The sequence below is a fragment of the Vibrio sp. 10N.261.51.F11 genome, assembly GCF_041471665.1.
Taxonomy (GTDB): Bacteria; Pseudomonadota; Gammaproteobacteria; order Enterobacterales; family Vibrionaceae; genus Vibrio; species Vibrio crassostreae_C.
The window spans coordinates 1-14,808 of the sequence record NZ_JBFROW010000099.1 but is presented as its reverse complement, the minus strand read 5'-3'; the positions used below and the strand labels follow the sequence as shown (position 1 = coordinate 14,808).

Below are 14,808 nucleotides of genomic sequence, written 5' to 3'. Positions count from 1 at the left end.
GGCGTCATGGCGAAGCCAACACAAGCTCCCAAATCGCAAGGCCTTGATCCACGACTGTATTGTGATTATTCAAGGTTAGTGCGAATTCAGGCTCAAGCTGAGTCGTTTTCACTGTTACCTCATTTAAAAGCGGGCAGCGTACTTTCGGGCAGACATAACTCTTTGTTCCGTGGTCGTGGTTTGAACTTCGAAGAATTACGTCATTACCAATTGGGTGATGATATCCGTAATCTCGATTGGAAAGTTACGATGCGAACGGGTAAGCCTCATGTTCGTAGCTATACCGAAGAGAAAGACCGTAATGTGATGATCTGTGTCGATCAGCGCAGTTCGATGTTCTTTGCGTCTCAAAACACCATGAAATCTGTTGTGGCTGCCGAAGTGGCGGCATTGTGTGGATGGCGAGTGCTGAAAGATGGTGATCGAGTTGGTTTCGTTTTGGCGTCGCACCAAAAGCTCTTTCATACCAAAGCGCAGCGTTCTCAATCGGACTTATTGGCTCAGTTAAAACATCTTACCAAGGCTAATCAAAGCTTAGGTGTCAGTGTGAGCGATAGCGAAGGTGTTGGATTTAGCCAGTGGATTGAACTGATAAAACGAATGAGATTAAAGCAATCGACCTTAATCTTTATTAGTGATTGGCGAGATTGCCAAGAGCAACAGCTTGACCGACTAAAGCAACTGCAACAACACAACGACATCTTAGCCATTATGGTCACCGATCCATTAGAACAATCATTGCCTCAAGATCTGGCAAGCGCGAACTGGGTGGTGGGTGATGGTCGCTTTCAACTTAATCTGGATAGCCAATCTAAGGTTAACCTCGCAAGTGAAAGCCTTGCCCAAAAAGCGGCACTTCAGAAACTGTCCCTTGCTAAATTGATGGCGATGAAAAACCTCCCTTATATAGAATTAGACACGTCGGGCAATCACATATCACAGCTGCAGAAACTAGTGGGAGGGCGCTAAATGGCTGTTGAACATACTCCCCCAAGTACCTATATCCTCCGCGAACTGCACGATGTAGCGATTCCTGACATTGTGAGCTGGGCTCCTCAAACGATCGGCTGGAAGATCCTTGGCGTTATTCTGTTATTGGTCGCTATCTATCTGGCTTATCGCTTGGCGTTAAGGTGGTGGAATAACCGTTATCGCAAAGAAGCGCTTCAAGAACTCATGGTACTGGATGCAAGAGACAAGAACTCAACCGAACGAACCTTTAAAGTCCTCAAAGTGGTGCTTCGTTACCTAGACAGCAGTAATGCCAAGTTGTTTGGCCAAGCTTATGTGAACCGTTTGAACGCTTATCTGCCTGTTAGCGCCAACACGAGTGAAAACAGCAATGCGTTCTTTGCCGATGAAGTTTCGGAATTATGGATGCTAAGCCTAATTGACTCTAATGTGCGTTTGAGCTTTGAACAGCGTTTAGAGGTAATTCAAACCGCGATGATGTGGCTAAAACTTCACAAGCCGAATGTACAGGTAACGGTTGAGGGGCAAGACAATGTTTGATGTTTTATCTGCCAGTTTTGAATTTGCGCATCCGCTGTGGTTTATTGCGCTGCCTTTACCGTTGTTGGTCTACTTTGCGGTGCCAGCTTATCGAACTAAGCAAATGGCGATTAAGGTGCCATTTTTTCGAGAATTGGTAGAAGCGATTGGGGAAGCACCGTCAGAAGGTGCAAGCCAGTTAACTCCAAGCTGGTGGCAACGAACCACGCTCATTATTACTTGGGTATTGGTCGTGTGTGCGTTAGCGAAACCAACCATTCTTGGTGAGCCACAGGTTCGCGAACAATTGGGTCGTGATGTGATGGTGGTGGTCGATTTGTCTGGCTCAATGGCGGAGCAAGATTTCACTTCTAAACAAGGCGATAAAATCTCTCGTTTAGATGCGACCAAAGAGGTGCTGGCTGATTTTGCGAAAACCAGAAAAGGTGACCGACTCGGTTTGATCTTGTTTGGTGATGCAGCGTTTGTACAAACGCCATTTACCGCGGACCAAGATGTATGGCTTGAACTGCTTAATCAAACCGATGTCGCGATGGCAGGGCAAAGTACGCACTTGGGCGATGCAATTGGCTTGGCGATCAAGGTGTTTGAACAAAGTGAAAAGCAAAGTGCTGCCGTTCAAGATTCAAACGTCGACACCAACGAAAAAGAGAAAGTCGTGATCGTATTAACAGACGGTAATGATACAGGAAGTTTTGTTGAGCCTATCGATGCCGCAAAAGTCGCCAAGGCTAAAGGCGTTCGAATTCACGTTATTGCGATGGGCGATCCGCAAACCGTTGGAGAGGTTGCTCTGGATATGGAAACCATCAAGCGTGTCGCTCAAGAGTCAGGTGGCGAAGCCTTTGAAGCACTTAACCGCGACGAACTGACCAAAGCCTATGCTCAGATTGGTGAGCTTGAACCTCAGTTATATGAAAGTACCACTTATCGCCCTAAACAGGGGCTGCACCACTATTTGATGGCGATTGTTGTAGTGATGTATTTGACCGCATTCAGCTTAGCAACGATACGCCGAAGATCGCTGCTCGCTTCTTCTGTTAAGAATTTGAAAGGAGAGAGTGATGCCTGATTCTCTCACGATACAACAGTTTTTTACCCAGTTTCATTTTATCCGACCATTGTGGTTGTTGGCCTTTATTCCAATGTTTTTCCTGTTATGGGTTCGTTGGAGAGAAGAGACCAAACCAACGTGGAAAGACATTATACCTGCACATTTACGTGATGCATTGACGATTGGCGAAACAGGCTGGCGCAAGCAACTGCCGTTGAAGCTATTGGTGGTGATTGTAACTATCGCCATCATTATCTGTTCTGGCCCAACATGGCAACGTGAAGCATCGCCTTTTGGTGAAGACAAAGCGTCGATGTTGGTTGTGCTTGATAATAGTGAATCTATGCTTGCTAAAGATTTGCCTCCAAGTCGCTTGGAACGATCTAAGCAGAAAATTAGAGACTTATTGGCAGCTCGCAAAGGCGGTAATACGGGCTTAGTGGTTTATGCAGGCAGCGCACACGTGGCGATGCCCGTCACGCAAGACAGCAAGGTGTTTGAACCGTTTCTAGCGGCTATCACACCCGATATCATGCCTGTTTCAGGTAAGTCAGCAGAGGAAGCACTGCCACTGATTAATCAGCAACTGTCTGGTGAGTTAGGCTCTTCTGTACTGTTGGTATCAGATGGTGTAAACCCAAGCACCATTAGGGCGTACGAGAGTTTCTTTAACGACAATCCGTATCAGTTGCTCATTCTCGCCGCAGGAAACAGTAATGTGGTGAGCGATAACCCTGTCGACCTAGATTCACTGCGTAACTTAGCGAGTAAGACGGGTGGACGAGTGATTGAAGTGACCGTTGATGATTCGGATATCCAACAACTGAACAGAGCGGTTGAAAGAAACATGCAGCTCAACGGCGAATCTTCAATGCCTTGGAAAGACATGGGCTATGGACTGCTTATTCCAATGGCTTTCATTATGTTGCTATGGTTCAGAAAAGGGTGGTTGGTGCAGTGGTGTGTCGTTGGTTTGATGATCACAAGCAGCATGTATTCACCAGACACTTTGGCGAAAACAGTCAACTTAACCGCTGAGAAACCAGTTGTGGTGGAGTCGGTTACTACTTGGGACAAAACAGCTCAATGGTGGTGGGACTTATGGCTAACGCCCGACCAACAAGGTCAACGCCTGTTGAATCAGAAAGAATATCTTCAAGCTGCCAAACATTTTACTGACCCAATGCGAAAGGGCGCGGCTTATTACTATGCTCGTGATTTTAAGCTCGCTCACAGTGCGTTTTTGCAAACCAAAACTGACCTTGGTTTGTACAATGCAGCGAGTGCGTTAGCTAGGCAGCGTGAATACCTTGCCGCACGAGACCTCTTGAAATCATTAAGTGAGAAAGAGGATCTGTCACCAGAACTAAGAACGGATGTGGAGAACAATCTTGCTGTGCTTAGTGGAATTGTCGAAGAGGTAAACCGAACCAGTGAAAGCCAGTCTGGAACCACAGATGGCCCTGAAGAATCTTTAGAACTCGAAGACGATCAGCCGCGAACGGGTGATGGCGCTGAAGAAGAAACGGTAGCGGAATTGATGCTTAAGGAAACACTTAACGCGAATGAGATTTTGGGCAGCCAAGAGCTTGCCGACAAGTGGTTAAAGCGAGTAGAAGCCGATCCTAAGTTCTTCTTGAAATCCAAATTCCAAATTCAGTTAAGAGATCCTGCGCCTTCCATCGAACAAGCGTCAAAACAGGAGCAAACGCAATGAGTCGATATGATTTAGCTCTTGAAGCGATTCAATCAAAGCGAGCGCGATTCACAGCCCGCACATGGTTGTTGTCGATGACTCTTATGTTGAGTTGGTTTTTTCCTGCTGTTGCTTCTGCTGCCGATATCTTCGATCTGCAAAAAAGTGGTGACGTTGAGCTTATCGCTTGGATTGGCGAGAAACCCAAGTCAGGCGACAAAATAACGCCGGGCAAAGTCAGCGTAAATGAGCAGGTCATTCTGAACATTGAGGTGGCGACACCGCGCTGGTTAACGGGCGGCACTCGAATCGGCAGTATCGAAATCCCTAACGTTATCGCTAAGCAGCGTAACCAACTCGCGACGAACTACACAGAAAGAGTCGGTGGTACTACATGGTCACGTCAGCGTTGGGAAGTGACGCTTTATCCGATGACTTCCGGTGAGTTTGTTATTCCAACCGTACCGGTTCGTATCCAAGTTTCTGCTCCTGATGGTTCAAACGTGGGCGGTACGCTTTACACGCAGCCGATTAAGTTTGAAGCTTCGTTGCCTTCAGGTTTACTCGATAATGAAACGCCTTGGTTTTCTGCGACAGAAGTAGATATAGAGCAGCAATGGCAACGCTCAAGTGAAGAGCTAAAAGTTGGCGATGCTATTACTCGAACTATCACGATTAAGGCAAAAGACAGCTTTTCTGTGTTGCTGCCAGATGTGCTAACCAATAAGTCCACTAAGCAGTTCCAAGCTTACCCACAGCCCAACCGTTTGGATGACACTCAAGAACGTGGTGATTATCGCTCAAGCCGAGTTGAACAGACTGTATATGTGATTCAGCAGGGTGGTGAGTTTACGCTGCCAGAGTTTTCATTTCAGTGGTGGGACAGCAAAAATCAACGCCTTGAAAACGTGGTGATAAAAGGCGAAGTGTTTGAAGCCAAACACACAGTCCAATCTTTCATCAAAGCCTACATGTCGGTGTTTATTAGTGTTGGTTTGGTGTTGTTAGTCTGCATTGCGTTGATTGTTTCGGTTAAGCGTTACTACGCAAACCGCCCAACACCGAGTTGGCTGGTACTACGTCGTTTAGTTAAGCAAGGTAATTGGGCTGCATTAAGAACCTTTATCTACCGTCAATTGCGAAACCAAACCTCTCAGTTAGAACTGAATAAAGTGCAACTGGATAAAGCGCAACATGGTAAATCAAATGGACAAAAGCGTTGGCTAGAAGATAGCGAAGCCCTTCAACAAGGATGTGAAGATAAAAACGTATTCACTCGTTTATGGAAAGGGTTACGTAACTTGCCCAGTGACACATCAAACTCAAGCAATTCTCGTTCAATTGCTGCTCGCTTGAAAATCCCTAAAGCCTTGCCAGACTTAAAAGATAGAACTAAGTAGCAAACTTTAGTCATTCGCATCGAACATAATCGGCAGGTTCTCTACTATGGGGAACCTGCTTCTTTAATATGGAACTGTATGAAAAGTACCGAACTAAATCTAATTCCTATATTTGTTGCTATCTATGAAGAGCAGAACTTATCTAGAGCTGCTAATCGCATGGATATAAGCCAACCAGCAGTGAGTAAAGCACTTGCAAGGTTGAGAGATATCTATGATGAGCCACTGTTTCATCGCACCACATCAGGCGTAGAGCCAACCACATTTGCTATTGATATCTATCCTGCAATGGCCGCTGCACTTAAAAACTTTACTTCTACCTTATCCGCATCAAGAGACTTCGATCCTAAAACCTCAGGCCGCGTGTTTTCCATTGCCTGCGTCTCGGCGGCGAGCTACGAAATGATGCCAAAAGTCATGCGGTTAATCAGCCAAGTCGCACCAGGTATCGCGTTAGAGGTTCATCCTCTGTTTACCGAAGACTATGAGTCTGATTTAAGGCTGCAAAGACACGACGTGATTGTTGATATGACGCCTAAAGGAAGAACCATGCTTAAGCACGAGGTGATTTCTACAGAAGAGCTGGTGGTGGTGTGTAGTAGTGATCATCCTACGGTTGGCGATACCATCGATATGGAACAGTTCTTAGCACTCGAGCATGTGGTGGTCTCTAGGTGGCATGCGCGCAAAAGCTTATTAAGCTCTGAGCACTATAGTGACCTTGAGAAACGTAGAATCGTGTATCGCGCAGCGGGCGTTGTAGAGATGCTTCCTGTTATCGAAGGCTCTGAGTACATCGGAGTAATGCCTATTTCATCAGTGCGTTGTTTTGCTGAAAAGTACGCGGTAAAAACACTGCCATTGCCCTTCGAGTTGGAAGACCTCGATATGTGTATGATTTGGCATCCAAGCCGTACTAATGAACCAAGCCATAAGTGGTTACGAGCTAAGATCAAAGCGGCAGCAAAAGAGTTATCAAGTTAGCCTATACAAGGACATAGCCATGGACAGCATTCGCGTGATTTTAAACGGAAAGAAAGCCAATATCCCGGAATTAAGGCAAGCCATCTTTGCGGCGAGGGACAATGATATTGACCTGCAAGTTAGAGTGACTTGGGAATCGTCGGACATGTTTCGTTTGGTAAGCGAGGCAATATGCGATGGTGTTAAGCGTCTGATTGTTGTCGGTGGCGATGGAACGGTGAATGAAGCCGTTAACGCGCTCAACCAGTTCCGTGCCAGTGAAAGACCACAACTGGCGCTTATCCCAATGGGCACTGCGAATGATTTTGCTACCGCAACGGGAATACCTAACGATATTTCGGGTGCTTTTGAACTAGCGCTGGAAGGCAAGGCGTTTGCGGTGGATAGCGCGCGTGCGAATGACCGCTATTTTATGAATGTCGCTGCGGCGGGTTTTGGTGCTGAAGTCACAGCTGAAACGCCAGTCGAGCTTAAAGATTTTCTCGGTGGCGGTGCGTATACACTAACAGGTGTGGTGAAAGCACTTGGCTTTAAGCCCTACAGTGGCACGTTGCCCATAGACAAAGGCAGCTTTACCGGCGAGATCCTTGTTGGTGCTTTTTGTAATGGTCGCTTAGCGGGTGGAGGACAAGAGTTAGCACCCAATGCATTGATTGATGATCGCTGTTTACCCAGTCGGGTATCGAGCTATCACGCGCCACCATGGCAAGGTGGGTTATCCAAGTCAGTGAGAAGTTCGCCCCGCTGTATGTGGCCTTGAAGGAGAACCTACTTCAACAAGTGGTGGTTCAGGCGGATGAAACGCCGCTCAATGTGCTCAAAGAAGAGAAGCAGTGTTATATGTGGCTTTACTGCTCAGGCGCTGACTCGCCCGAAGCGGCACTGCCGAATGTGAAAAAATCGCCTTGTACGACTATCAAAACAGTCGCGCGAGGGTGTGCCCCGTGGACTTTTTAGGTGACTACAACGGTTATCTACAAACCGATGGCTACACGGCTTATCATGGTCTGCATCACGTCACTAATGTGGGGTGCTTAACGCAAGTTCATGGACGCGAAGAAGCTTCAAGGGGAAGGTAAATCGGGCAAGGCTGATAAAGTGCTGGCTAAACCCCAAAAGCTCTACGGGATAGAATCACGCTTAAAAGGTGCGCCTGCCGAAGAACGCAAAGCAGAGCGTTAAGCGTATGCCAAGCCGATACTGGATGAGCTTTACCAATGGATGACAACCCAGAAGGTGATAGGCTCTAGCCCACTAGGCAAAGCAATAAAGTACTAGCTCGGGCAATGGCCTAAACTCATTCGTTATATCGACGATGGTCACTTATCTATCGATAATAATCGCGCTGAACGCGCAATTAAACCGCTGGTTATTTGGCAGGGAAAATTGGCTATTCTCCAACACACAAACGGTGCTGAGGCGAGCGCGATGCTTTACAGTATCGTCGAGACTGCAAAAGCCAACGGTCTTATCCTCTAAGACTACATGGTCAAGTGCATGAAAGAGCTCGCGAAAGCAGAGCCTGATATCGACGCACTTCTACCTTGGACCTCTTCGGGTCAAGTCAAAACAGACCCCAACAATATTGGCTTTGGCCTCGAAACTTACGTTTGGTGCTAACTATGCCATCGGACTCTAATAACATATTTGGGTTCTTTGATGAGTTTGAAGCTTCAGAAGGAGAGTCACAGCAACCCCCTATAGAGCTGTTTCAAGAACCCGTTGAAATTTTATCAACCCTAGATAGTCAGCCAAAGAAGGTACAACAAGAAGTCTTTGTGATAAATAAAAAGCGACATCCACTCACGGTAGTGAATATATGTAGGATCACGTCCTGCATAAGCGATTTATTCAAATTTAAAGAGTGAATTAATATCGCACCATAAAGAAAAAATACTTCAAATACTCCAGAAATGAGCATGGCTGAGCATAGGGATTCTCAGGTTTGATGATACCAATATCAGGTCAGATGGCCGAACACATTTATGGGTACAACCATGAATTTAACGCATCGCTCACTCATGGTTATCGCTATCACTGTTGCTCTTTCTGCGTGGGGTAGTGATGAAACCAGCTCACGTCCTATTAAGCCAGAACCGCTTCAGACATTACCAACAGAGCAGGTTTCAGTATCCATCGGGGACGCGACTCTTTTCGCAAATAGAGAGTCTGTTGTGATCAATACCTTAGCAGGTGACGAGCAACGCGTATCCATTGAAGCGTTTAAAGGAATCACTTACGCCGATCAACAACGTTTTCAGCACAGTCACTCCGTCAATTAGAACACAATGCTGATAGCGCTATAGATGCGACACAATTTGGCGCCGTGTGCCCACAGCTTAAAATAACCCAGCAAGAGCAATCTGAAGATTGCTTGAATCTTAATATTTGGCGTCCTTCGGAGATCAATGGTTCAGAGTCATTACCCGTGTATGTCTTTATTCATGGTGGGGACTTTGAATATGGCGCAGGTTCTGATACCGACATTAACGGTGATACCGTCGTGGCTAAAAGATACCATTCGATATACGGGTGGCGTTGGCGCTGGAAAGGCGAACCTCGATATTTTCAAAGAGTTCAGTATAGGTGCGTCGTACAACAAAACGATTCAATTCGGCACAAAAAACTCGGGAGTCGCTGCGCTTCAGCAGCTCCAGTTTCGAGTGGCAAACACACCATTGATGCTGGGTGTGAAACAGATTATTGGCCAGAGCTCGGTAGAGTTTGAGACCAGTAATGAAGATGTGAATAACGCTATCAATGGCGTTATTCAATATTTTATGGGCGAAAGCTCGGTGACCTCTGGGCTGGGTGTTGTCGCGGAATACGATAATGCGATTGATAATCGTTGGACCGTTTCTGCGTTTTATGGACTGGGTAAAGCGACAGTAGAGGGCAGTCTGTCAGACGATGAAAGTGTCGATGCGTATGGTGCTGGATTTCGCTATCAGATAGCTTGCCGATATGGGTTACACATGGGGGTAGACCTCGCTTTTAGTGACGTTGACAGCGCGTTTTATATAACGGTTGGCAGTGGATTCTAATGATGGAAAGGTGGGTGTTAGTCAATCGATTGATTTTTCTACATGCAGCATAGTTTTCATAGCAATCATGAACTAATATTCTTTTACAACAAACATAACAGGTATCAATATGAAAAATTACGACCCAAATGAATTGGACGCTACGCAAGTATTACTTGATGGTGTTGATACAGATAAACGTTCGACTTTGACTAAGTTAGCGGTTGGGGCTGCGGCACTGCCTTTTGCCTCTGTTTTACATGCAGCCCCTGAAAAACTGGTTGGCCAAAACATCAAACTGATGCCTAACGAGAAAGGGCCATTTGATATCGTTATCGAAAATGGCCGTGTTGTTGATCCTGAAACTGGACTCGACGCAATTCGTCACGTCGGTATTAAAGGTAAGCGTATTGCTGCAATCTCAGACAAAAAGCTGCAAGGCAAAACAATCATCGATGCTGAAGGTCTCGTGGTTGCACCTGGCTTTATCGATATGCACGCTCACGGACAACAACTTCCTGCTGCCCGTGCTCAAGCATTCGATGGCGTAACCACCGCTCTTGAGATGGAATCTGGTCTATTCCCAATCGGAACGTACTACGATATTACTGCTGCTGAAGGTCGCCCGATTAATTACGGCGCTTCTGTAGCATGGACTTACGCTCGTATTCAAGCAAAAGAACCTACGATGCCTGCTCCTGATGGTACGATTGTTTGGTTCCAGAAAGCTTTTTCTAAAAACAATTGGCAAAATACCCTAGCAACCCCAGATGAATTAAAACAAATTCTGGGCTCGGTTGAGCAAGGTCTTAAAGAGGGGGGCTTAGGCATTGGTATTAACGCGGGTTACGCACCAGGTTATGGCCACAAAGAGTACTATGATCTTGCTAAACTAGCAAAACGCTATGAAGTACCAACCTACACTCACGTTCGTTACCTAAACAGCGCAGAGCCACAATCAAGCTTTGAAGCATACCAAGAACTCATTAGCCTGTCGGCGACAACGGGTGCACACATGCACATTTGTCACCTCAACAGCACGTCAGTACAAGATATCGAAGATTGTGCCGATTTAGTTCAATCCGCCATTGATCAAGGTTTAGCCGTTACTACTGAAGCTTATCCTTATGGTGCTGGCTCTTCCGTTATTGGCGCAGAAGTTTTCCGTGGTGACGATTGGTTACAACGTTGGGGTGTACCAAGCGCTAGCTACATGGAAGCGAATGGTAAAGCACTAAACCAAGAAAAAGTCACTGAACTACAAGCATCAGCGCCCGGTACCGTGGTTGTCATGCACTTCTTAAAACCCGATGAGAACAAAGAAGATCGCGCTAAAATGGACCGTTCAGTATTATTCCCAGGTGCAGCTATCGCTTCAGATGCAATGCCTTGGATGGATGATAAAGGCGTATTAATTGAAGGTGATGTATGGCCACTTCCAAGCAACGCAATAGCTCACCCTCGCTCACTTGCTTGTTTCTCTCGTTTTATTGAAAAATATGTCGAGGAATACAAAGCGGTAACACTAGTAGAAGCGATGGAAAGAACTAGCTTAAACGCATGTCGTATTCTTGAGGATGCTGTGCCACAAATGGCAAATAAAGGTCGTATTCAAGTAGGTAAAGATGCTGATTTAGCTATTTTCAAACTTGATGAAGTAAAAGCCGTTGCAACATTTGATAAACCAAATGCCCTTTCTACAGGCATGAAATACGTACTTGTAAACGGGACACCTATCATTGAAGCTGGTGAAATGTTGTTAGATTCAAACCCAGGTGAAGCGGTTCGCAACAAAGTTACTGGCTAAGTTATCCTGACTTAAAAGGTTGGGCATTAGCTCAACCTTTTTTATTGCTTACCGAGTAAATATAGACAACGAAAATCGAAAGAGAGCATGCTATGAGCAAGAAGCCTATTCCAGTAACAATTTTAGCCGGATTTTTAGGAGCAGGGAAAACGACCCTACTAAACCATATATTAACCAATGCAAATGGAATGCGCATGGCTGTGATCGTCAATGATTTTGGATCAATCAATGTTGATGCGGAGTTAGTTAAATCTGAAAGTGAAAATATGATCAGCCTAGAGAATGGCTGTATCTGTTGTAACCTTGCAGAAGGACTAGTCGTTTCGGTAATGCGTTTACTCGCATTAGAGGAACGCCCAGACCATATTATTGTTGAAACTTCAGGTATCGCAGAACCCAAAGAAGTGGCACTTCAATTTGAAGATCCGGAGCTGCAAGCACACGCACCTTTAAATGCAATCGTGACGACGATCGATGCGGAAAACATTTTAGGGCTAGAAGGCCCAATGGAGACGTTGTCGAAGCAGCAAATTCAAGTGGCTGACATTGTTCTGGTTAATAAAGTTGACCTAGTCGATGCTGATAAACTAGAGCAAGTCAAAGCATGGTGCCGAGTACAAGCTCCGTTTGCTAAATTGATTGATATTTCATTCGGCGAAGTGGATTTACCTATCTTATTTGATGCCCCTGAAAGTACGCGCTTTGTCACTAACAAAATAGCGGGTGATCAAAGGGAATGCCAGCACCATGATTGTCATGATGAGCACTGTCATCACGTGAACCATGATTTCGAAACATTCAGCTTTGAAACTGATCAACCGCTTAATCTACAAAGTTTGTATCCTCTACTGCAACAGTTTTCAATTGATGCTTATCGCATGAAAGGTATTTTAAATTTAACCGATCGTCCTGATCATCGCTGTGTATTTCAGTGCACGGGCCAGCGAGCCAATGTGACGGTTGGAGATGCATGGGAAGATGATGAATCTCGTTCGTCACGGTTAGTCTTCATTGGACCTAAAGGTGGCCTTGATAAAGAGAGTATGCGTAAAAAACTGAACGCACTGGTGGCGTAGTTAGAGCGGAAATGGAGTAGATGGCAAGCCTATCAACCTAGCGCTTGCCTATACCTAGCTTACCTCTGCCTACTTTGCATTGACTCATCCTAAGCATCCTTATCTTATTGAATTATTGGCTACTTTCGATTCTATTCGGTTTTTCCAAATCCATATTGCTCATTCCCCTCGCCATCTGAAACAAAATAGTCTTATCGATTTTCGAGACTCTGTTCATCAGTACCTTCTCAGAATCGGTTAACGTCAAAAAGCAGATAAAGACTCAATCGTGGGTTATTGGGGCGTGTTGATCAGCGATTGTTAGCTCGATGGTTAGTCCTCAATGATGGAATCAAAATGACGACTAAATATAGAATAAACCATGATTTGTCCCGCCATAATCGCGCCAAACATCAGCAAGGCGGACAGACCAATATTCGGAATGGGTAAAATGGAGGTCGCAAAGAAGGACTCACTTGCTCCGACAATGATTCGACTACCGGGGACAAGAATGATGATCCCTTGAATAATGTATATGAGTGGTGGAACGTGACGCAATTTTCCCATCCCCAACCCGTAAAGCGTAATGAGTATTGTGCTTACCCATGTACCTACAACCCAATCGGAAGTAAACCAATGTGGCCCCCACATGCCAATTGCCGCGACAGGAAGGCCTAAGAGAATTTCTGTCATACTTGCGTTGAAAATAAGGCCAATAGCGACAGAAATCCCGATCAGTGCGGTGACATGAAGAACGAATGGGATTTCATCAATAAATACCGGTACCGATAATGGTTGATTGATTATGTTGGCTAAGCCTAACCCCATAACAATGCCGATGAATATTTTCATTACTATGAGTGCGCTTTGTGCAAGCAGTTCGATACCTGACCGAAAGTCATTGAGAGCAAGACTGGCTAAGCCGTTGGTGACGGTTAACCCAGGAATAAAAAGGACAATGGAAGAAATGCACAGTGCCAATGTTGGTAAGCCGGGAACCTGTGCCGCTATCATACCGGTTAAAAAACTGGCTACTAAGGCGACAAAGAACTCGACAAGAATGCTTCTTGGCCCAGTCAGGAAAATTTGTGCTAGCCAGGCTATAGCGCCCAGAATAATGGATAAACCGACCGCCAGATAAGTACTGCCAACTAACATTAAATAACATGGCGGAAGCAATAAATTGGCAAAGCACAAGGTACGATTCGAGTAGGTTTCTGAACCTTCGTAATGGGAATGAGTCGAAAACCCTTTAAGCGTTGCGACTAAATCACGTAAGTTAACCGAGGGTGGTTTTTTGTTTTCCATCACGACTTTTTGCGTGGGTTGCTCAAAAATAGTGATGACTTTTGTCGGGGTCACATCAATAGAGACATCAATGTTCTGGCGTTTTGCATAAGCTTGAGTGTATTGAGCTACCGAGTAAGGCGCACAACCAGATTGATGTAATCGGTCCGAAAAGCTCAAAATTTCTTGCTGGCATTGTTCGATATGATTTGTTTGTTTCATTCTGTTTGTTTCTCAATCACCAAGGCGATATATGTTTGAGGGGCATTCTAATTCAATAGTATCCTCATTCAAGCGTAACCAATAGTCGTGTATAGAGGACGGGCCCCTACAAACGAACAAGGCAATGGTTAAAAAGATAGGATTCATTGAATGAGAGGTTATCAGTTTATCGTTGAGGTAAATCAGTCATTGTTGAAGCTGCAACCTCAAAAATAGATCCGCTCACGCAGCTATTTGAAGGCGTAAAACTCCAAATCCATGAGGTGATTGATTTAACTCTGAGGCTTTTAGAAAAGCTCGGTAATGAGTAAAGGAAACTAATATTTAGGAAATGGAAGCCTAAATAAGATTGATGATGAGCGTTAGAATCACAACTAGAATGGAACCGACATAAGCAATTTCAATAATGTTTGAATCAATCCAGTTGCAGTATGCTTGAATTGCTAAACTCAGTTTGTTTTTCATAATGGCCTTTGGAAAATTAACCGAAATCTACTGTAAATAATAGCTTATTATGAGTGAGCTTTGATGACGGTTTCAAAGGTTCCTTAGCGCTAACAGTGTGATTGCGGCGCTCACGTATTAACAATATCGTCCCGTGGGTTCATGGGGCGGATACAGTCGATAAGGTTTAAGAGCAGAAAATTGGGTTAAAAAAGAGCCGCTTATTTGTGGTTCATCGCGGCTTTCCAAGAAGTAGTCGGTATCTCGATACCCATACCCCATTCGCTTGATTAGCTTTATCTTGTTGTTTATCCCTTCTAGGGT

The 14,808-nt window shown here is 45.2% G+C and carries 17 protein-coding genes and 2 pseudogenes; 17 read left to right on the top strand and 2 right to left on the bottom strand.

Annotated elements, in window-relative coordinates; translation table 11 throughout:
• Positions 1-6 precede the first annotated feature (6 nt).
• From AB4351_RS21680 to AB4351_RS21600, 17 genes and pseudogenes are all read left to right on the top strand, one after another.
• Positions 7-969 carry a DUF58 domain-containing protein gene (locus AB4351_RS21680; RefSeq protein WP_372127143.1) on the top strand — a complete coding sequence of 321 codons (963 nt, stop codon included), beginning with the start codon at positions 7-9 and terminating at the stop codon, positions 967-969.
• Positions 970-1,512 (top strand): DUF4381 domain-containing protein, encoded by a 543-nt coding sequence (locus tag AB4351_RS21675; protein ID WP_372127141.1) that lies wholly within the window; start codon positions 970-972, stop codon positions 1,510-1,512.
• The gene (locus AB4351_RS21670; RefSeq protein WP_102332862.1) at positions 1,505-2,584 is read left to right on the top strand and encodes a VWA domain-containing protein; all 1,080 of its coding nucleotides are present in this window, start codon (positions 1,505-1,507) and stop codon (positions 2,582-2,584) included. The genes AB4351_RS21675 and AB4351_RS21670 overlap by 8 nt, the downstream gene beginning before the upstream one ends.
• The gene (locus tag AB4351_RS21665) at positions 2,577-4,283 is read left to right on the top strand and encodes a VWA domain-containing protein (protein WP_372118153.1); all 1,707 of its coding nucleotides are present in this window, start codon (positions 2,577-2,579) and stop codon (positions 4,281-4,283) included. The genes AB4351_RS21670 and AB4351_RS21665 overlap by 8 nt, the downstream gene beginning before the upstream one ends.
• The gene (locus AB4351_RS21660; RefSeq protein WP_171733652.1) at positions 4,280-5,662 is read left to right on the top strand and encodes a BatD family protein; all 1,383 of its coding nucleotides are present in this window, start codon (positions 4,280-4,282) and stop codon (positions 5,660-5,662) included. The genes AB4351_RS21665 and AB4351_RS21660 overlap by 4 nt, the downstream gene beginning before the upstream one ends.
• A 78-nt stretch (positions 5,663-5,740) precedes the next feature.
• A complete protein-coding gene (locus AB4351_RS21655) occupies positions 5,741-6,646 on the top strand; it encodes a LysR family transcriptional regulator (RefSeq protein ID WP_017064697.1) in 906 nt (301 codons plus the stop codon).
• Positions 6,647-6,665: 19 nt separating this feature from the next.
• Positions 6,666-7,406 carry a lipid kinase YegS gene (yegS, locus tag AB4351_RS21650; protein WP_108111935.1) on the top strand — a complete coding sequence of 247 codons (741 nt, stop codon included), beginning with the start codon at positions 6,666-6,668 and terminating at the stop codon, positions 7,404-7,406.
• Positions 7,349-7,603: a transposase gene (locus AB4351_RS21645; RefSeq protein WP_083190239.1), complete on the top strand. Its 255-nt coding sequence runs from the start codon at positions 7,349-7,351 to the stop codon at positions 7,601-7,603. Before yegS ends, AB4351_RS21645 begins: the two co-directional genes overlap by 58 nt.
• Positions 7,582-7,725 (top strand): transposase, encoded by a 144-nt coding sequence (locus AB4351_RS21640; protein ID WP_372127138.1) that lies wholly within the window; start codon positions 7,582-7,584, stop codon positions 7,723-7,725. The genes AB4351_RS21645 and AB4351_RS21640 overlap by 22 nt, the downstream gene beginning before the upstream one ends.
• Positions 7,694-7,828 carry a hypothetical protein gene (locus AB4351_RS21635; protein ID WP_372127163.1) on the top strand — a complete coding sequence of 45 codons (135 nt, stop codon included), beginning with the start codon at positions 7,694-7,696 and terminating at the stop codon, positions 7,826-7,828. The genes AB4351_RS21640 and AB4351_RS21635 overlap by 32 nt, the downstream gene beginning before the upstream one ends.
• 111 nt (positions 7,829-7,939) lie before the next feature.
• A pseudogene (locus tag AB4351_RS21630) lies at positions 7,940-8,125 on the top strand (transposase); the annotation flags it as partial.
• Positions 8,126-8,143: 18 nt separating this feature from the next.
• Positions 8,144-8,266, top strand: coding sequence for a hypothetical protein (locus AB4351_RS21625; protein ID WP_372127136.1), 123 nt, complete (start codon positions 8,144-8,146; stop codon positions 8,264-8,266).
• A gap of 377 nt (positions 8,267-8,643) precedes the next feature.
• Positions 8,644-8,928: a hypothetical protein gene (locus AB4351_RS21620; protein WP_017062010.1), complete on the top strand. Its 285-nt coding sequence runs from the start codon at positions 8,644-8,646 to the stop codon at positions 8,926-8,928.
• Positions 8,929-8,972: 44 nt separating this feature from the next.
• Positions 8,973-9,095: pseudogene (locus AB4351_RS21615) on the top strand (carboxylesterase family protein); the annotation flags it as partial.
• Positions 9,055-9,690: a hypothetical protein gene (locus AB4351_RS21610; RefSeq protein ID WP_017064692.1), complete on the top strand. Its 636-nt coding sequence runs from the start codon at positions 9,055-9,057 to the stop codon at positions 9,688-9,690. The pseudogene AB4351_RS21615 and the gene AB4351_RS21610, both read left to right, overlap by 41 nt.
• A 109-nt stretch (positions 9,691-9,799) precedes the next feature.
• Complete coding sequence (locus tag AB4351_RS21605; RefSeq protein ID WP_017062008.1) at positions 9,800-11,476, top strand: amidohydrolase family protein; 1,677 nt, start codon at positions 9,800-9,802, stop codon at positions 11,474-11,476.
• 92 nt (positions 11,477-11,568) lie between these two features.
• Positions 11,569-12,552, top strand: a complete 984-nt coding sequence (locus AB4351_RS21600) for a GTP-binding protein (protein WP_108202790.1) — start codon at positions 11,569-11,571, stop codon at positions 12,550-12,552.
• A gap of 312 nt (positions 12,553-12,864) precedes the next feature.
• Here the strand turns inward: AB4351_RS21600 and AB4351_RS21595 are convergent, their stop codons facing one another.
• Positions 12,865-14,040 (bottom strand): threonine/serine exporter family protein, encoded by a 1,176-nt coding sequence (locus AB4351_RS21595; protein WP_017064690.1) that lies wholly within the window; start codon positions 14,038-14,040, stop codon positions 12,865-12,867.
• A 582-nt stretch (positions 14,041-14,622) separates the two neighbouring features.
• The coding region (locus AB4351_RS21590; RefSeq protein WP_372127134.1) for a transposase at positions 14,623-14,808 on the bottom strand (186 nt) is incomplete at its 5' end.